Here is a 17834-nt window from a genome sequence, read left to right as displayed (position 1 = left end):
ATGATAGTGCAGCAATCGTGACGACATTCCAAATGTTTGCATGGAGGCGCTAATCTCCCCCCTTGAGGGGGAGATGTCGCCGAAGGCGACAGGGGGTCGGGACGTTCAGACGCGACCTCTTATTGCGAACAGGGGAGGCTGGCGCCTTACGCGCGGCGGCCCCTCTGGCCTACCGGCCAGCTCCCCCTCAAGGGGAGATTAGCAGCTACCCAAATTTCCCCGTCCTCGGGAATCCCTTCGGCACCATGCGTCCGGCCGAGGCTCGAGCACCAATCCACTCTATCAGCTCTTCACGTGATTTAATGAAGGTGCGGTCGGCCGAATCCTGCCAGGAGAGACCGCCTGCGAGCGTGAAGGTCTTGAGGTCGAGGACGCCGCCATCCTTGTATTTCTGCAGGCGAACGCCCTTGCCGCGACCCATCTCAGGGATCTCGGCGAGCGGGAAGACCAGCATCTTGCGGTTCTCGCCGACGATGGCGAGATGGTCGCCGGCGACCGGAACGCAGCGCTGGGCCTCGTCGGGCGCCTTGACGTTCATGACCTGCTTCCCCTTGCGGGTGTTGGCGACGACTTCCTCTTCCGGCACGATGAAGCCATTGCCGTCGTGAGACACCAGCAGCAGCTTGCGTTTGGGATCATGGACAAAGGCGGTGACGATGTCCTGGTCGTTGTCCATGTCGACAATGATGCGGATCGGTTCGCCATGGCCGCGCCCGCCCGGCAGCCGGTCGGCGCCGATCGTGTAGAACTTGCCGCCAGTGGTGAAGACCAGCACCTTGTCGGTGGTCTGGGCGTGGAAGGCGAGCTTGAGGCTGTCGCCCTCCTTGAAGGTCAGCAACGAATGATCGGTCAGGTGACCTTTCATCGCCCTGAGCCAGCCCTTTTCCGAAACGACCACGGTGACCGGCTCACGCTCGATCATCGCATGGGCGATATCGGTCAGGTCATGTTCGGGCGCGTCGGCGAACTGGGTCCGGCGCTTGCCGAGCTCGGTCTCCGGTCCGAATTTCTCGCGGATGCTGGAGACTTCCCACTTGATCGTCGACCACTGCCTGGCGTCGGACGCAAGCAGCGCCTCGATCTGCTTTTTCTCGATAGTGAGGCCGTCGAATTCCTTGCGGATCTCGAATTCCTCGAGCTTGCGCAGGGCCCTCAGCCGCATGTTGAGGATGGCTTCGGCCTGGTTGTCGGTGAGCGACCAGCGCGCCATCATCACTTGCTTGGGCTCGTCCTCCTCGCGGATGATCCTGATCACCTCGTCGATGTTGAGATAGGCGATCAGATAGCCGGCGAGGATCTCCAGCCGCCTTTCGATCTCGCCCAAGCGATGCCTGGAGCGGCGGATCAGCACCTCGCGGCGGTGCTCCAGCCATTCCTTGAGCACGCCTTTCAGCGACAGCACGTTTGGTATCTTGCCGCGCGACAGGACGTTCATGTTGAGCGGAAAGCGGCTTTCGAGCTCGGTCAGCTTGAACAGCGATTCCATCAGGATGCCGGGATCGACTGAACGGCTCTTCGGTACCAGCACGACGCGGACGTCTTCGGCGCTCTCGTCGCGGATGTCTTCGAGCAGCGGCAATTTGCGCGCCATCAGAAGCTCGGCGATCTTTTCGATCAGCCGCGCCTTCTGGACGCCGTAGGGGATTTCGGTGACGACGATGCTCCACGTGCCCCTGCCCTGGTCCTCCTGGCTCCATTTCGCCCTGACGCGGAAACCACCGCGACCGGTTTCATAGGCTTCGAGGATCGACGCGCGGCTATCGACGATGATGCCGCCTGTCGGAAAATCCGGACCTTGGACGAAGTCCATCAACGCCGTCACCGGCGCATCGGGGTGCTCGATCAGATGCAGCGCGGCGTCGCAGAGCTCGGCGGCATTGTGCGGCGGGATCGAGGTCGCCATGCCCACGGCAATGCCGGACGAGCCGTTGGCGAGCAGGTTCGGGAAGGCGCCGGGCAGCACGACCGGCTCCTCGTCCTCCTCATTGTAGGTCGGCCGATAGTCGACCGCATCCTCGGTGATGCCGGACAGCAGCTCGGTCGCCACATCGGTCATGCGCGCTTCGGTGTAGCGCATGGCGGCGGCGTTATCGCCGTCGATATTGCCGAAATTGCCCTGCCCGTCGACCAGGGGATAGCGCATCGAAAAATCCTGCGCCAGCCGCACCAGCGCGTCGTAGATCGACTGGTCGCCATGCGGATGAAACTTGCCCATCACCTCGCCGACGATGCGGGCGCATTTGGCGAACCCCTGGTCGGGGTTGAGCCTGAGCAGCCGCATGGCATGCATGATGCGGCGATGGACCGGCTTCAGCCCGTCGCGCACATCCGGCAGCGCCCGGTGCATGATGGTCGACAGCGCATAGGCGAGATAGCGCTCTTCCAGCGCTTTCTTCAGATCGACCGGCTCGATGTTGTCGCCACCGCCATCGCCAGGCGGCAAAAGCCTTTTTCCCATGGGCTGGGACTAGCCGAGCGGGTGATTCGCGGCAAGAGGCGCTTGACTGCGCCTCCTTCCGCAACATGAACTGGACGCACTGCTGCGCCGACCAACATCAATCGGTTACATCCCGGCTCTATGGCAATGGATCGGATTTGCCTTTCGCCATGGTTTTCGACCATTGTGCGGGAGAACGCCTTTTTCCCGTCCAGTTCATCACGGAAGGGTGACGGCGCAACGAGTTGAAAAAACAATCTTCAGGACACTCTCAGGGGACTCGCGATGACGATCAGACGCTCGACACTCAACAAACTCGCCCTTTCGACCTTCCTGCTGACGCTGCCGCTGAACGCGGCCTTGGCGCAGGATGCGGCAGTCGCCGACCGGCTGAAGGCGGCTCTCGCCGCCCAGGGCGTCGACATCTCCTGGACCGGGGTGACGGGCGATGCCTCCAGCATGGTGCTGCAAGGCGTGGCCTTCAAACCGGCGGCCGAAAAGGAACCGTTCAAGATCGGTGACGTCACACTCGAAGGCGTGACCGAAGCCAATGGCGGCTATGAAATCGAAACCGTCTCGACTGCGGCGTTCCGGCACAGCGAGGACGGCCTCACGGTCGACCTTAGCCCCTTCATCATCCACGACATGACGGTTCCGGCTGACGGCGCCACAGGCCCGCTGGGCTCAATGATGATGTATAAATCGGCCGAACTCGACAACATGACGGTCAAGGTTGCCGACAAGACCGCATTCTCGATGGACGGACTCGCCATCGAAATCACCCCACCGGCCGACGGCAAGGCGATGGAATTTTCCGGGACCACGGAAAAGTTCAATGCCGACCTGACGCTGGTCGAGGACCCGAAGTCCAAGGACGTGATCAACGCGCTCGGTTACCAGAACATCACCGGGAACCTTCAAATGGAGGGCACCTGGCAGCCCGCGGACGGCAAGATGGAGCTGTCGAAATACGACATCTCCGTCGACAATGCCGGAACGCTCGGCATGACCTTCGGTCTCGGCGGCTACACGTTGGACGTCATCAAGTCGCTGCAGGAGATGCAGAAGAAGATGGCGGCTCAGCCCGAAGGCGCCGACAACTCGGCGCAAGGCATGGCCATGCTCGGCGTCCTGCAGCAGCTTTCGTTCAACAGCGCTTCGATTCGCTTCGACGACGATTCGCTGACCAACAAGGTGCTGGACTATGTCGGCAAGCAGCAAGGCATGTCCGGCAAGGACATCGCCAACCAGGCCAAGGCGATCGTGCCTTTCGGCATGGCGCAGCTCAACAATCCCGAATTGACGGCGCAAGTGTCGGCGGCAGTCGGCAAATTTCTCGACGATCCGCAGAGCCTCGAGATCTTGGCCGAGCCGCCGGCGGCAGTGCCGTTCGCGCTGATCATGGCGGGTGCCATGTCCAACCCGCTCGACCTGCCGAAGACGCTTGGCGTGACGGTCAAGGCGAACGAAGACTGACCGGAGCGGTCTCTGGCCGGTTTTGCAAAATGCGCTTGCATTGGAAGTGTCAGCGCCGCCCCTTATCCGTCTGACGGCACCTTCTCCCCGTATAGTGACGGGGAGAAGGGAAATGGCCGCGACCTTGGCGCCCATTTTGCAACGCAGGCAGCTGGCGAAACCATTCGTGACGGCATCTTTCTCCCAGTCACTATACGGGGAGAAAAGCCCGGCAGGGCAATGAGGGGCAGCGCAAACCGACAGCGTTTAGAATCGGTTGCGGGAGGTTTTTAAGCTTCTTTCTTGGTCACCGCGACTCGCAGCGCCAATTCGCGAAGCTGTTGCGGGCTCGCTTCCGACGGCGCGCTCATCAACAGGTCATAGGCCTGCTGGTTCATCGGGAACATCGTCACTTCGCGCAGGTTTTTGGCGCCGACCAGCAGCATGACGACGCGGTCGATGCCGGCCGCCATGCCGCCATGCGGCGGTGCGCCGTACTGGAAGGCGCGGTAGAGGCCGCCGAAGCGCTCCTCGACCGTCTCGCGGTCCAGCCCGACAGTCTCGAATGCCTTGACCATGGTTTCCCGCAGATGGTTGCGGATGCCGCCAGACGCGATCTCGAAACCATTGCAGACCATGTCATACTGGAACGCCTTGATCCCAAGCAGATCCTCGCCGTTGAGCACGTCGATGCCACCTTGCGGCATGGAAAACGGATTGTGGGCGAAATCGATCTTTTTCTCGTCCTCGTTCCATTCGAAGAAGGGAAAGTCGACGATCCAGCACAGTTCGAAGCGGTCGCGGTCGACAAGGTTCAGCTCCTCGCCGGCGCGAGTGCGCGCCGCGCCCGCGAACGAGACGAATTTCTTCGGGTCGCCGGCGACGAAGAAGGCGGCGTCGCCATCGGCAAGACCAAGTTGCTGGCGGATCGCCTCGGTGCGCTCCTCGCCGATGTTCTTGGCGAGCGGACCGGCGCCTTCGAGCTTCTCGCCCTCCTTGCGCCAGAAGATATAGCCGAGGCCCGGCTGGCCCTCGCCCTGCGCCCAGGAATTCATGCGGTCGCAGAAGGCGCGCGAACCGCCGGTCCTGGCCGGAATGGCCCAGACCTCAGCCTTCGGGTCGTTGGCAAGGATGTTGGCGAACACCTTGAAGCCGGAATCGCGGAAATGATCGGAGACCGCCTGCATCTCGATCGGGTTGCGCAGGTCCGGCTTGTCGGTGCCGTATTTGCGCATGGCAACGTCATAGGCAATGCGCGGAAACTCCTGCGTCACCGGCTTGCCAGCGGCAAAGGTCTCGAAGACCGCGCGGATGACAGGCTCCATCGTTTGGAGCACGTCGTCCTGCTCGACGAAGCTCATTTCCAGGTCGAGCTGGTAGAATTCGCCCGGCAGGCGGTCGGCGCGCGGGTCCTCGTCGCGGAAACACGGCGCGATCTGGAAGTAACGATCGAAGCCCGACACCATGATCAATTGCTTGTATATCTGCGGTGCCTGCGGCAGCGCGTAGAAGGTGCCGGGATGGATGCGCGACGGCACCAGGAAGTCGCGCGCGCCTTCGGGCGACGAAGCGGTCAGGATCGGTGTCGAGAATTCGGTGAAGCCGACCTCGCCCATGCGCTTGCGCATCTCGGCGATGATCTTCGTGCGCGCCACGATGTTCTTGTGCAGCGTGTCGCGGCGCAGGTCGAGGAAGCGATATTTGAGACGAATGTCCTCGGGATAATCCGGCTCGCCGAACACCGGCAGCGGCAGTTCCTTGGCCGCCGACAGCACTTCGATCTCGCGCGCGAAAACCTCGATCTCGCCGGTCGGCAGGTTGGCGTTCGCGGTCTCGGCCAGGCGGGCCTTGACCTCGCCGTCGACACGGATGACCCACTCGCCGCGCACGGTCTCGGCAATCTTGAAAGCCGGCGAATCCGGGTCGGCGACGATCTGGGTCAGACCATAGTGGTCGCGCAAATCGATGAAGAGCAGGCCGCCATGATCACGCACGCGATGAACCCAGCCCGACAGGCGAACGGAAGAGCCGACGTCGCTCTTCCTCAACTGGGCACAGGTATGGCTGCGGTAACGATGCATTGTCATTGATAAGTCCGGATGTTGATTGCGGCCAAGGCATGATGGCCCGGCCCGAAAATTTGGGCGAAAAGCACATGAGAGGCCGCCTTTGTCAAGGCAGGCGGCGCTCGGGAGCAACTTCGTTCGAACTTCGGCTTGTGAACCCCCGCCGTGGAAAACGTGTCGCGCGATGTTGAATGGTGCGGGGTTTGCTCTCGGCGGTGACTGGTCGATTACAGATCAAACGTCGCGATCAGGCTTTAATCGGCACACAATGCACGGCTCGAGTGACGTCTTAAGGAACGGACAGGAGTGAGGTGGATGAGCTTCGAACTGGTGGCGCTTGCAGCAAGCTGCGTGGTCTGTCTGATCCAAATTATTATCTCCTCCCACGCAGCCAGTCTCCAGCGAGGTTATCGCTGGACGGCCAGCTCTCGTGATGCCGAAATGCCCCCGCTCACCGGAGTCGCAGGCCGCCTAGAACGGGCGCTTCGAAATTTCCTCGAGACGTTCCCGGTGTTTGTGGCCGCGGTCTTCCTTGTCCATGCGCTCGGCCGCGAGAGCGCGCTCAGCGAGTGGGGAGCTGGTCTCTATCTTTCAGCCAGGCTGGTTTACCTGCCACTTTACGCAGCAGGCGTCCCCCTGCTCCGTTCGCTCGTCTGGAACGTCGCGTTCGTCGGAATTGTCCTTCTTTTGTTTGCGTCAGCCTGGCCCGAGCTATAGTGCCCGACCGCCGTCACGGCGGCGTCGCGACCTTGCAGTTTTGAGTTAGATCAGGTCGGCTGCGGTCAGTGCGAGATAGTGGTCGTCAGTAGCCGTGCCCCGCGCAGCTTTATGACCGCGTGGCGAAGTCTACTTCCTTCAGCCTGAGGCGCTTCGGCTGACGGAAGGCGACTGCTATCTTCTGCTTTGATCGTGATCAGGGTGGTCGAGCCGTGTACAATGGCCGTCACGATGGGAGGACTATCATGCGCTTTCGCACATTGACCGTCCTGGTGACGCTGCTTGTTGGCACCTGTACATTTGCACACGCTCAGCAGACAAAGCCGGTGTCAATCGAGGTGTTTCCTTTCGAATTGGAGGACAAGAGCGCTGGGGCAGGAATAATTCCCCCGGATGAACACGATAGGCGCTATCTGTCCGAGTCGGCACAAGTGGCGAAGGACATGCTCTCCCAGTCCGGACGTTTTACAGTGGTTGATGCGCCAGCGACAGATGAGCAGGCGGTTGCACCGCACGGATTGCGCAATTGCGGTGGCTGTGAAAGCAAAATCGCCAAAGAGCACGGCGCATCTCTTGCCTTGCTGGGCGTCGTAACGCGCGTCAACCGAACAGAACACACCATGTTCATTCGCATCCTCGACGCTGAAACCGGGAAACCTGTTTCTCAGGGCTTTACCGATCTTCGCATGGGGCCGAACTACGCGTGGCCCCGCTCCGTCAAATGGCTGATGACGAACAGAATTCTGCGGTAGGACGCCCATCACCCTAGCGCGCCATCGGGAGCGCGAAAGATCGCCCCTCAGCTAAAACCGAGAAACTGATTGTCGCCGCTGGTCTGCTAATTGCCGGGAATTGCCGCTGGCATTGGCGCGGGCGATGGTTCAAGAAGGATCAACGACAGGCCTTCCTTCATGTCCTCCATGCGCCCTCTGATCCCGCTCCTTATTGCCGCCGGCATCCTGCTCGGCGGCAACGGCCTGCAGAGCACCCTGATCGCGCTGCGCGGTGCGCAGGAGGGATTTTCGGCCTCGACCATCGGCCTGATGGGCACGTTCTATTTCGCCGGCTTCCTGCTCGGCTGCCTCGCCGTCACCCACATCATGAAGGCCGTCGGCCATGTCCGCGCCTTTTCCGCGCTGGCGGCGATCGCTTCCGCCGGGACATTGCTTTTGGTGCTGGTCGTCGACCCGGTCATGTGGTGCGTATTGCGCCTCGCCGGCGGCTTCTGCTTCGCCGGCCTGTTCACCATCATGGAAGCCTGGCTCAATTCCGGGGCAGCCAACAAGGACCGCGCGCGTGTGCTGGCCATCTACCGGATGGTCGACATCGGTTCGGTCACGGGCGCACAGTTCCTGATCCCGATCGTCGGCGCCAGCGGTTTCGCCATCTTCGCCGTCATGTCGATCATGATCACGCTCTCGCTGGTGCCGGTGTCGCTCGGCGACCGCTCCAACCCGACCCCGCCGGAAGACGTCAAGCTCGACCTGGCCCGCGTCTGGCGGATTTCGCCGCTCGGCTGCTTCGGCTGCATTGCCGTCGGTGTCACCAACAGCGCCTTTCGCACATTGTCGCCGGTCTATGCCGAACAGATCGGCATGTCGGTTACCGACGTCGTCACCTTTGTCAGCGTCGGCATCTTCGGCGGCGCCATCATCCAGTATCCGCTCGGCTATCTGTCCGACCGCTGGGACCGGCGTTCCGTGCTGCTGATAACGACGTGCTGCGCGCTGCTCGCATCGCTGGCGCTGGTGTTCTGGGCGCGCAGCGACCCTTCCCTCAACTTCGTGATCGTCTTCATCTTCGGCTGCTTCGCCATGCCGCTCTACTCGCTATCGGCGGCGCATTCCAACGACCGCGCCGACAAAGGCGAGTTTGTGCTGATCAACGCGGCGCTGATGCTGTTCTATTCCTTCGGCGCCATTGGCGGCCCGTTCGCCGCCTCGACGGCGATGCAGTATTTCGGGCCAAGCGCGCTGTTCGTGTTCACCGCCACCGTCTACGCGATCTTTGCCGTCGTCATCCTGTACCGGATGCAGGTGCGATCGGGCGTGCCGGCCGGCCATCGCAGCCGTTTCATCGGCCTTTTGCGTACATCGACGGTCTTCGCCCGACTGGCCAAGCGCAACGATGATTCCGACGGGCCTGCGAAGCAATGATGACGGTCCCCTATGTCTTGAACCCGGGGCTGCCGCTTGACGAAAGCCCGCGCGGCTGAAATTGAAGGAGACCTTACCCTTTTGCCAAAAGCGATTTGATGCACGTCATCACCACCCAAGAAGAACTTGAGACCGCTGTTGCCGCGTTCGAAAAGTCGGATTTCGTCACCGTCGACACCGAATTCATACGCGAGACGACCTTTTGGCCGATCCTCTGCCTGATCCAGATCGCGGCGCCCGGGGTGACGGCGCTGATCGATCCGCTGTCACCCGATATCGACCTGAAGCCGTTCTTCAGGCTGATGGCCAACGAGGCCATCGTCAAAGTCTTCCATGCTGCGCGCCAGGACATCGAAATCATCGTTCATCTCGGCGACCTGGTCCCGCATCCGGTGTTCGATACCCAGGTGGCGGCGATGGTTTGCGGCTTCGGCGACAGCGTCTCCTATGATCAGCTCGTCCAGAAGATCACCGGCGCTCGGCTCGACAAGTCCTCACGTTTCACCGACTGGCGCCACCGGCCGCTTTCCGAAAAGCAGCTCGACTACGCGCTCGCCGATGTCACCCATCTAATCGAGGTCTACCAGCACCTCAGCGCCGAACTGGTGCGGGAAAACCGCGCTCATTGGCTGAACGAAGAGATGGAGGTGCTGACTGCGCGTCAGACCTACGATCCGCATCCGGAGGATGCCTGGAAGCGGCTGAAGATGCGGCTGCGCAAGCCGCAGGAGCTGGCGATCGTGCAAGCGGTGGCGGCATGGCGCGAGCGCGAGGCGCGCGAACGCGACGTGCCGCGCGGCCGGGTGCTCAAGGACGACGCCATCTACGAGGTGGCGCAGCAGGCGCCGCGCGATGCGGCAGCACTCGGCAAGCTGCGCACCACGCCGAAGGGTTGGGAACGATCGGCAACGGCAACGGCGCTGCTTGGCGCGGTCAACAGCGCGCTTGCCTTGCCCAGGGAAGAGATGCCGAAGCTGCCGAAGAGTTATCAGCCGCCCGAAGGCTCCAATGCCGCCGCGGAATTGTTGAAAGTCCTGTTGCGGATCGTCGCCGAAAGGGAGGGCGTCGCTTCGAAGGTGCTGGCCTCCAGCGACGACATCGACCGCATCGCCGCCGAGGGCGAGGCCGCCGACGTGCCGGCCTTGCATGGCTGGCGACGCGCCGTGTTCGGCGAGGCCGCGCTCAAACTGGTGCGCGGCGAGATTGCGATCAAGTTCGACAAGCGCAAGATCGCGCTGTTCGATGTGTAGCGTCTGCCACATCCTTCTCCCCTTGTTGTGGGAGAAGGGAAGTCAACGCTGGCGCGGCTGACCGGCCAGGTGGAAAACCGCGATGACGATCACCGGTATCGCCAGAAGCGCGAATTTGGTGACGATCAGCGCCGAGGCGAAGGACAGCGCATCCGGATTGGCCGAGAGGAAATCCGAGAGCAGCCGGGCCACCGCGATGTTCTGCGCATAGTCGGCAAGCGTGTAGGGCAGCACCAGGACGAGCGCGAATAATGATTGAAGCTGTGCGGAAAGAGCCCGGAAGGTCTTCAGCCGCCGCCCTGTGGCCAGGATCAGGCTGACCAGCGTCAGCGACAGCAGCGCCGGGAACAAGAGGTCGAAGGTCAGATAGTGCCAGACCAGAATGATCTCGCTGCCGCGACGGCCGAGCGCCGTCAACCAGGCCATGCCCTCATCCGGGGTGAAACCGGTCCAGCGCAAATCGAGCGACGGCAGGCCACCACTCAGCTGGCGGAAATAGAGGAACTCCATCGCCGTCATGGCGACGAAAACCGCCATCGCGACAAAACAGAGCGGTGCAGCGTGGCGTGTCAGCCGCAGCATCATTGCCGTCAGGCTTCGTGCGAGCTGGTTAGGCTCCGCCGGGGTAATTCGGGCTTTCGCGGGTGATCGTGACGTCATGGGCGTGGCTTTCACGAAGTCCGGCGTTGGATATGCGTACAAAGGTGGCGCGATCGCGGAAATCGGCAAGATCGCGCCCGCCGACATAACCCATAGCGGCTTTCAGGCCGCCCGCAAGCTGGTGCAGCACGCCGGACACAGGTCCTTTGTAGGGCACCTGCCCTTCGATGCCTTCCGGCACCAGTTTCAGCGTGTCGCGCACCTCGGCCTGGAAGTAACGGTCGGCGGAGCCGCGGGCCATGGCGCCGACCGAGCCCATGCCGCGATAGGCTTTGAACGAGCGGCCTTGGTGCAGATAGACTTCGCCCGGGCTCTCGTCGGTGCCGGCCAGCAGCGAGCCGATCATGGCGGCACTGGCGCCGGCGGCGAGCGCCTTGGCGAGATCGCCGGAATATTTGATGCCGCCATCGGCAATGACCGAGACGCCCGATTTCTGCGCTGTCTCGACCGCCGACATGATTGCCGAAAGCTGCGGCACGCCGACGCCGGCGACGATGCGGGTGGTGCAGATGGAGCCGGGCCCGATGCCGACCTTGACGGCATCGGCGCCGGCATCGATCAGCGCCAGCGTGCCTTCTGACGTGGCGACGTTACCGGCCAGGATGCGGACCGAATTGGACAGCTTTTTAGCCCGCGTCACCGCATCGAGCACGCGTTGCGAATGACCATGCGCGGTATCGATCACCAGAAGGTCGACGCCGGCGTCGATGAGCCGCTCGGCGCGCTCAAAACCGTCATCGCCGACGCTGGTGGCGGCCGCCGCGCGCAAGCGTCCCTGCACGTCCTTGGTGGCGTGCGGGTTGAGCTGCGACTTCTCGATGTCCTTGACGGTGATCAGCCCGACGCAATTGCCGTCGCTATCGACCACGACCAGCTTTTCGATGCGGTGCTGGTGCAGGAGCCGCTTGGCCTCGTCCTGATCGACATTTTCCTTGACCGTGATCAGGTTCTCACGGGTCATCAACTCGTAGACTTTCTGGGCCGGGTCGGAAGCGAAGCGCACGTCGCGGTTGGTCAGGATGCCGACCAGCCGTCCGACCTTATGCCCGCCGGCGCCGCCATTCTCGACCACCGGAATGCCCGAGATGCTGTAGGTGCGCATCAGCCCCAAGGCGTCGGCGAGCGTCGCGTCGGGGCCGATGGTAACGGGGTTGACCACCATGCCGGATTCGAATTTCTTGACCTGCCGCACCTGCTCGGCCTGTTCGGCCGGCGAGAAATTGCGGTGGATGACGCCGATGCCGCCAGCCTGGGCCATGGCGATGGCAAGACGCGCCTCGGTCACGGTATCCATGGCGGCGGACAGGATCGGCACGTTGAGGTCGATGTCGCCGGCAATGCGGGTGCGGATGTCGGTCTCGCCCGGCATGACCTCGGAATGACCCGGCTGCAGCAGCACATCGTCAAAGGTCAGCGCCAATGCGCCCGTGGACGTTTCGATAATCTTTGCCATGGCCAGCCCTCGGAATGCATGAAAAGCGCTGGACCGGATGGACAGCGCCGACTCGTCTTCTTCCCTTTCAGGATTGGCGCTGGCTCGTAACACGTCCCGTCGCCGATGAAAAGCCGATTGGTTGTGTACGTATGTGGGCGCGTGGTCATCGCTTTGTGTGACGGCAATTATGCTAGGAATTTATTCCTAATTATATACTTGACGTACCAAATTCCGAAGGATATGGAAATTGCCCGACAGGCCGGCAAAAGAACATAACGGGGTTATCCTGCCCGAAGGGATGACCCCCGCTTGCCTTGACGAATTGGCGAGGTTGATTAATCGCCATCAATGGGACGACAACGACGATTTGGACGCGGAGTGCGCGGTCAAGGTGTTCGCAGTTGTGCGAGCGCATCTTTCGTGAAGATCGTTCGCGAGATCGTTGACAGGTAGCGGTTGGACATCGCAGTCAACTCGGAAACGGTCTTGATCCCCTCAATCGTGTATTCGTGAGTCGACAGGTTGAATTCGTCATCTCCGATGAACTTTATAGTTCGCAGAACGCATGTTTTGGTGGCGGCATCCCAGCTTTCAAGCACTCCGTGAATCAGGTTGTTACGGTGCGGGTTTAGTTCCTTCAGTTTGGTGGTCAGCGTGCGGATGTCCACGGTAAGGTTAGCCAGAGCCGGATGTTGATTGAACCATCGTTTCAGCAACTTCACCTTGTTCTGAAAACTAATTGGGTGGTCGGCATTGAAAATGGTGTTTGAGTGCTCGCGGTTATTGACGTGGATGAGCACCGCATCAATATGTTGTTCTAGTCGCGCCCACTGAGCAGAAGCGACGCCAAGGGCGCTAAATAATTCGTCCAAACCTTCCGGCTTATCCAGCGGGCCGCCGACGAAAACGAAATCGCGGTTTAAGCCGCCCTTGTCCAAGGTGACGCGGTATTCTTCCATGACAAAAACCCCCAAAGACAAAGACCAGGAAAAGGGCGACGAGGTTTTGCGCCGCCTGCTGAAAACGCCGCCCGATCACAGGACGGGGAACAAGCCGGTTAACCGGCCATTAACCAAGACGAATGCAAAACGGAAACCGGGCGGCAATCCCGCGAAGAACAACCGCCCGGAAGGTCAGTAGCCTAGCTACGTCACTTTTTGATCGTGCGAACAATGTGCGTGGTGGGTTTGCTTTGGGCAGTTTTCACCGTCGTAAAGCGGCCCGTCACGGCACTCTGGCCGATCTTGTAGGTCTTGCTCATGCGTATCACCTCCTTTCTCGGGCAGTGGCCCGCCTTAGAGGTGTGCCCGCGAGGTGTGGTGACGACCGAATCACAAGACCGACGAAACAATGATGAAACGCCTACTCAGAGTCGAGTCGGCGTTTCTTTCGCAAGCGGAGAAGTTTTCGTGCCTTTTGCTTAGGCGATACCGGCTTCACCAATCCGCCGATAGGTAAGGCGCTTGTCGCGGGCCATGCGAAGCAAGTCGGCGGCACGTTCTGCATCCGAGACTTTCAGGGCGGCGCGACGGTTATAGCGGAAATCGAACTCGGCCAAGTAGCGGTGCAAATGGGCCTCGCCGCAATGCTGATAGACGCCGACCATGCCGCGCTTGAAGACTGAGAACACGTTTTCAATCGTGTTCGAATGGATCGACGCGCCGTCCTCATAGCGGACGTACTCGCCAACGGAATGATTGGTTGTCTTGTGTGAGGCGTATTCCTCGCCGGTGCGGGTGTAGAGGCCCGATGAGTCGGTATAGAGCGTTGTGTCACGGGATACGTTGCGCACCAGCACGTCGCGAACAGTTGCCATGTTGGCGTCATTCAAATGGAACATGCGGGACTTGCCGCCACGCTCGACAAGGCCAACAACGACGCGCTTCTGCGCGCCGCCTGACTTGCCCGACTTGGTGGGTTTCCAACCCTTGGGACGTGGGCGTGCATGTTTTCGCGGCGTCTCGCGCTTGCCGAAGTAGGTTTCGTCGGCTTCGATGATCTTGCCTTCACCACCAAGCGGGCCAGACGATGCAACGTCTTCCTTCATGGCTTCGCGGATGCGGTGCGCCATGAACCAAGCGGTCTTGTAGGTGACGCCAAGCATACGGTGCAGCTGGTGAGCGCTCATGCCTTTCTTGGACGACGCATAGAGATGCGAAGCCAGCACCCACTTATGCAGCGGGATTTTGGAGCGCTCGAAGACGGTGCCGACAGTGACAGAGAACGGTAGGCGGCATTCGTTGCACTTGTAGACGCCGGGACGCGTGGACTTGCCAGCCAGCTTCGTGATGCGTTCTGGATTGGCATTGCCGCAATGAGGGCAGACCGGACCATGAGGCCAATGGATAGCCTCCAGATGTTCGCGGGCCTTGTCGGCGTCGTGGTAAATTGCGGCGGTCAGATCGAACATTGCGGTAACTCCTTGGATTCGTTATCGCAAATTTCGTCTGGTACGTCAAGTATATAATTAGGAATTTATTCATGGTGCTGATTTGCGCCTGCGACCCGCTGCGGCGGCGGATTTTTTTCGGCGCCATTCTTCGCAGGGCTCCTGGCTGGCACCGCTGCCCTGGTCGCACAAATGTGACGGCAAGGTAAGGCGACATCCGACCTGAGCCGTGGTAACCGCCCTGCCTGCCGTGATCGCGGCGGCGTCGATCGCCAACGGCTTGTTCACGCCCGACACGCCCTATGTGCTGATCCTCGCCGCCCTGCTCGTCGGCGGCTTCATCCGCTCGATGTTTTTCACCGGCATCAACGCGCTTGCCTATGCCGAGATTTCGACCGCCGATACCAGCCGGGCAACACCGATCGCCGCGGTGTTCCAGCAACTGTCGATCGCGCTCGGCGTGGCGCTGGCCGGCGGCATCCTGGAAGTGTCGACGACAATCCATGGCGGGCCGCTGACGCTGAGCGACTTCCACATCGCGTTCTTCATCGTCGCGGCCGTGTCGGCCGCCGCATCGCTGTCGTTCATGCGGCTGGCGCCGGACGCCGGCAACGCCGTGTCAGGATATGGCGGGCTGACGGCGCCCAAGACGCTGGAGGCGAGCCCGCCTGGTGGTTGAGGCTCCTTCCCTTCTCCCCATGTGGGAGAAGGTGGATCGGCGCGCAGCGCCGATACGGATGAGGGGTGTTGCAAGAAACGAGGCGATGATAACTGCAAGCGTGTTGCCAAGCTGGAACACCCCTCATCCGACCTCGCTTCACGAGGCCACCTTCTCCCACAAGGGGAGAAGGAAAAGACGCTAACCCTTAAAATCCTTCGCGAGCAGATAAAGCTCGACCGACTCATCGCGCGAGGCCGGCGGCTTGACGTGATGGACCGAGCGGAAATTCTGCTTGAGCCTGGCGAGCAATTCGTTCTCGGCGCCGCCCTGAAACGTCTTGGCGAGGAAATGGCCGCCCGGCTTCAGTACCGACAGGGCGAAATCGGCGGCTACCTCGCACAGATACATGGTGCGGATGTGATCGGTCCGGCGGTGGCCGGTGGTCGGCGCCGCCATGTCGGAGAGCACGATGTCCGGTTGGCCGCCGAGCGTTTCGGCGAGCTTTTCCGGGGCCTGCGGGTCGAGAAAATCCATCAGCAGCACTGGCGCGCCGGGCACCGCGTCCATCTCCAGATAGTCGATGCCGACGACATGCGGGTGTTCGGCCGTCGATTTCGTCCGCGCGGCGGCGACCTGGCACCAGCCGCCGGGTGCCGCACCAAGGTCGATGACCTTCATGCCGGGCTTGAGCAGATGGTGCTTGTCGTCGATCTCGATCAGCTTGTAGGCCGCGCGCGAGCGGTAGCCGTCGGCCTTGGAACGCTGGACATAGGGATCGTTGATGTGGCGCTGCAGCCAGCGGCGCGACGATTCCTTCAGGCCGCTTTTCTTCTTGATCCGCGTCTTCAGCACGCGAATGCCGGCAGAGCCTGGTTTTTCCGGTTTCTTGGTCATTGCCTGACTTCTTGATTGAGCATGATCTTTTCCGAAAACCGATTGCCACTTTTCGGGATCATGCTCTGCCACGCCCATTGTTGCGCCAGACGCCGTCGTCGGCCATCAATTCGCTCAATATGCCCTCGCGCAGGCCGCGGTCGGCAACGCGCAGCCGCTCCGACGGCCACACCGCGCGGATCGCTTCCAGGATGGCGCAGCCGGCCAGCACCAGATCGGCGCGATCGGCGCCGATGCACGGATTGGCGACGCGCTGCTGAAAATCCCAGCCGACCAGCTTCTCGACCATACGGTCGACGCTGTCGCGATCCATCCACAGCCCGTCGACCCGGCGGCGATCGTAGCGTTCCAGGTCAAGGTGGACGCCGGCCAGCGTCGTCACCGTGCCCGAGGTGCCGAGCAGATGAAATTTCGGGCTGGCGAGCACGTGACTCAGCCGGTCGCGCCCATCAAAGGCACGCAGGCGCACAGCCACATCCTCGACCATGGCGGCGAAAACCTCGCGGGTGACGGTGCGGCCGCCGAAGCGCTCGGCCAGCGAGACCACGCCGACCGGCAGCGACGTCCAGGAGACGATATGGTTGGCGAGCCTCGGCGAGCGGTGGCCGGTGAGGTCGATCAGCGCGATTTCCGAGGAGCCGCCGCCGATGTCGAACAGGACGACGCCTTGCGTGTCGCGGTCGACCAGCGAGCCGCAGCCCGACACCGCCAGCCGCGCCTCGGTCTGGCGGTCGATGATTTCGAGCTTCAAGCCGGCCTCGCGCTCGACGCGGTCGAGGAACTCGGCGCCGTTCGCGGCCGTGCGGCAGGCTTCGGTGGCGATCAGCCGGGCCTTCCTGATCTTGCGGCTGCGCAATTTGTCGCCGCAGATCTTCAGCGCCTCCACCGCACGGTCCATCGCCGGCTGCCCAAGCCGGCCATTGGCGGTGAGGCCCTCGCCCAGCCTGACGATGCGCGAGAAAGCGTCGATGACGCGGAACTGGCCGTGGCGCGTCGGCACCGCCACCAGCAGCCGGCAATTGTTCGTGCCGAGATCGAGTGCCGCAAACACCGGCAGTTCCTGTGCCGGTGGGCGGCGAACATCCTGCTCCGGCCTGCTTGGCGCAGCTGAGGGCAAAGGCGCGACGATCGCCTCGGGAGGACGGCTGGCTGGAGCGCTGTCGGCGGCCGCCGACAGCCCGGCCGCCGCGAGGTGTGCGTCATCGCGCACGAAAACCTTGCGGCCGCGCCGGCGTTTGCGCCGCTTCCTGGTCTTGGCCTTCTGATTCTGGCCATTCTGATGCTGGGACGCGTCGCCTGCCTGTCCGTGACCGGACCAAGGCTGCACCGGGCGGCCATTCTGCCGACCGGCGGATGGGCTTGCCTGGCCTGAACGCGGCGGCAAAGCCCTGGACACGCCCACTTCCGGCGCGCCAGCGCCGGTGTCGTGGTCTTCCACTGTCGTTCCTTCCGGCGCCGCGCGAACCGGAGTTCGGACGCAGCAGGCGCTTTCATGTGTTCTAAGTTGCCGCCAGACTAGCAGCGCCGGGCCGGATCACCAAGAGCGCAGGGGCCGAATTTTGCCGGCGGCATGAAGCGGCAGCAGGAAGAGCCGCGCGTTGCCGGTTGAATAGCCGGCTTCGATAAGGCATTTCTGAAATGGCGGAATGGAACATTCGGAATCGCGGCCAGTTTCCCTGACGCGAACCGAAAGAGGGCAACGGGGCTGCAACGC

General features: G+C 62.0%; 14 protein-coding genes and 1 pseudogene. 7 read left to right on the top strand and 8 right to left on the bottom strand.

Going from position 1 to position 17834, the window contains the following annotated elements; genetic code table 11:
- Nucleotides 1–205: 205 nt before the first annotated feature.
- A complete protein-coding gene (parC, locus tag EN807_RS26230) occupies nucleotides 206–2458 on the bottom strand; it encodes a DNA topoisomerase IV subunit A (RefSeq protein WP_135937272.1) in 2253 nt (750 codons plus the stop codon).
- 264 nt (nucleotides 2459–2722) lie between these two features.
- Between parC and EN807_RS26225 the strand changes: the two genes are divergently transcribed.
- A complete protein-coding gene (locus tag EN807_RS26225) occupies nucleotides 2723–3913 on the top strand; it encodes a hypothetical protein (protein WP_135937271.1) in 1191 nt (396 codons plus the stop codon).
- 269 nt (nucleotides 3914–4182) lie between these two features.
- Here the strand turns inward: EN807_RS26225 and aspS are convergent, their stop codons facing one another.
- Nucleotides 4183–5973: an aspartate--tRNA ligase gene (gene aspS / locus EN807_RS26215; RefSeq protein ID WP_189522586.1), complete on the bottom strand. Its 1791-nt coding sequence runs from the start codon at nucleotides 5971–5973 to the stop codon at nucleotides 4183–4185.
- A 300-nt stretch (nucleotides 5974–6273) separates the two neighbouring features.
- Here aspS and EN807_RS26210 point away from each other — a divergent pair, with 300 nt between their 5' ends.
- From EN807_RS26210 to rnd, 4 genes are all read left to right on the top strand, one after another.
- Entirely contained in the window at nucleotides 6274–6675 is a 402-nt protein-coding gene (locus EN807_RS26210) for an MAPEG family protein (protein ID WP_135937269.1), read from the top strand.
- 245 nt (nucleotides 6676–6920) lie between these two features.
- Nucleotides 6921–7427 carry a DUF3280 domain-containing protein gene (locus EN807_RS26205; protein WP_135937268.1) on the top strand — a complete coding sequence of 169 codons (507 nt, stop codon included), beginning with the start codon at nucleotides 6921–6923 and terminating at the stop codon, nucleotides 7425–7427.
- A gap of 159 nt (nucleotides 7428–7586) precedes the next feature.
- The gene (locus tag EN807_RS26200; RefSeq protein WP_135937267.1) at nucleotides 7587–8831 is read left to right on the top strand and encodes an MFS transporter; all 1245 of its coding nucleotides are present in this window, start codon (nucleotides 7587–7589) and stop codon (nucleotides 8829–8831) included.
- A gap of 98 nt (nucleotides 8832–8929) precedes the next feature.
- Nucleotides 8930–10081, top strand: coding sequence for a ribonuclease D (gene rnd / locus EN807_RS26195; protein ID WP_135937266.1), 1152 nt, complete (start codon nucleotides 8930–8932; stop codon nucleotides 10079–10081).
- A 42-nt stretch (nucleotides 10082–10123) separates the two neighbouring features.
- On the opposite strand, the gene EN807_RS26190 is transcribed toward rnd, so the two are convergent.
- The 3 genes from EN807_RS26190 to EN807_RS26180 all read right to left on the bottom strand — a co-directional run bounded on the left by EN807_RS26190 (nucleotide 10124) and on the right by EN807_RS26180 (nucleotide 13135).
- Complete coding sequence (locus tag EN807_RS26190) at nucleotides 10124–10666, bottom strand: hypothetical protein (protein WP_189522579.1); 543 nt, start codon at nucleotides 10664–10666, stop codon at nucleotides 10124–10126.
- A gap of 25 nt (nucleotides 10667–10691) precedes the next feature.
- A complete protein-coding gene (gene guaB / locus EN807_RS26185) occupies nucleotides 10692–12194 on the bottom strand; it encodes an IMP dehydrogenase (protein ID WP_065008021.1) in 1503 nt (500 codons plus the stop codon).
- A gap of 368 nt (nucleotides 12195–12562) precedes the next feature.
- Nucleotides 12563–13135, bottom strand: a complete 573-nt coding sequence (locus EN807_RS26180; protein WP_135937264.1) for a hypothetical protein — start codon at nucleotides 13133–13135, stop codon at nucleotides 12563–12565.
- On the opposite strand from EN807_RS26180, the gene EN807_RS26175 reads away from it, so the two are divergent.
- Entirely contained in the window at nucleotides 13134–13316 is a 183-nt protein-coding gene (locus EN807_RS26175; protein WP_135937263.1) for a hypothetical protein, read from the top strand. The two genes, EN807_RS26180 and EN807_RS26175, sit on opposite strands and share 2 nt — an antisense overlap.
- 280 nt (nucleotides 13317–13596) lie before the next feature.
- Here EN807_RS26175 and EN807_RS26170 read toward each other — a convergent pair whose 3' ends face one another.
- On the bottom strand, nucleotides 13597–14586 hold the full coding sequence (locus tag EN807_RS26170; protein ID WP_135937262.1) for an IS1595 family transposase: 990 nt from the start codon (nucleotides 14584–14586) through the stop codon (nucleotides 13597–13599).
- Nucleotides 14587–14709: 123 nt separating this feature from the next.
- Between EN807_RS26170 and EN807_RS26165 the strand changes: the two are divergent.
- A pseudogene (locus tag EN807_RS26165) lies at nucleotides 14710–15244 on the top strand (MFS transporter); the annotation flags it as partial.
- A gap of 180 nt (nucleotides 15245–15424) precedes the next feature.
- Here the strand turns inward: EN807_RS26165 and EN807_RS26160 are convergent.
- A complete protein-coding gene (locus EN807_RS26160) occupies nucleotides 15425–16120 on the bottom strand; it encodes an RlmE family RNA methyltransferase (RefSeq protein WP_065008018.1) in 696 nt (231 codons plus the stop codon).
- A 58-nt stretch (nucleotides 16121–16178) separates the two neighbouring features.
- A complete protein-coding gene (locus EN807_RS26155; RefSeq protein ID WP_135937261.1) occupies nucleotides 16179–17558 on the bottom strand; it encodes a Ppx/GppA phosphatase family protein in 1380 nt (459 codons plus the stop codon).
- Between the last annotated feature and the right edge of the window lie 276 nt (nucleotides 17559–17834).

Origin of the sequence: Mesorhizobium sp. M5C.F.Ca.ET.164.01.1.1 (genome assembly GCF_004792125.1) — a bacterium.
Taxonomy (GTDB): Bacteria; Pseudomonadota; Alphaproteobacteria; order Rhizobiales; family Rhizobiaceae; genus Mesorhizobium; species Mesorhizobium wenxiniae.
Note: the sequence above shows the minus strand (reverse complement) of the source record. Positions and strands in the feature narration are given on the sequence as shown.

Bases quoted from the DNA above. Each gene is read 5' to 3' on its own strand.
- parC (WP_135937272.1), bottom strand. From the start codon at position 2,458: ATGGGAAAAAGGCTTTTGCCGCCTGGCGATGGCGGTGGCGACAACATC.
- EN807_RS26225 (WP_135937271.1), top strand. From the start codon at position 2,723: ATGACGATCAGACGCTCGACACTCAACAAACTCGCCCTTTCGACCTTC.
- aspS (WP_189522586.1), bottom strand. From the start codon at position 5,973: ATGCATCGTTACCGCAGCCATACCTGTGCCCAGTTGAGGAAGAGCGAC.
- EN807_RS26210 (WP_135937269.1), top strand. From the start codon at position 6,274: ATGAGCTTCGAACTGGTGGCGCTTGCAGCAAGCTGCGTGGTCTGTCTG.
- EN807_RS26205 (WP_135937268.1), top strand. From the start codon at position 6,921: ATGCGCTTTCGCACATTGACCGTCCTGGTGACGCTGCTTGTTGGCACC.
- EN807_RS26200 (WP_135937267.1), top strand. From the start codon at position 7,587: ATGTCCTCCATGCGCCCTCTGATCCCGCTCCTTATTGCCGCCGGCATC.
- rnd (WP_135937266.1), top strand. From the start codon at position 8,930: ATGCACGTCATCACCACCCAAGAAGAACTTGAGACCGCTGTTGCCGCG.
- EN807_RS26190 (WP_189522579.1), bottom strand. From the start codon at position 10,666: ATGATGCTGCGGCTGACACGCCACGCTGCACCGCTCTGTTTTGTCGCG.
- guaB (WP_065008021.1), bottom strand. From the start codon at position 12,194: ATGGCAAAGATTATCGAAACGTCCACGGGCGCATTGGCGCTGACCTTT.
- EN807_RS26175 (WP_135937263.1), top strand. From the start codon at position 13,134: ATGACAAAAACCCCCAAAGACAAAGACCAGGAAAAGGGCGACGAGGTT.
- EN807_RS26180 (WP_135937264.1), bottom strand. From the start codon at position 13,135: ATGGAAGAATACCGCGTCACCTTGGACAAGGGCGGCTTAAACCGCGAT.
- EN807_RS26170 (WP_135937262.1), bottom strand. From the start codon at position 14,586: ATGTTCGATCTGACCGCCGCAATTTACCACGACGCCGACAAGGCCCGC.
- EN807_RS26160 (WP_065008018.1), bottom strand. From the start codon at position 16,120: ATGACCAAGAAACCGGAAAAACCAGGCTCTGCCGGCATTCGCGTGCTG.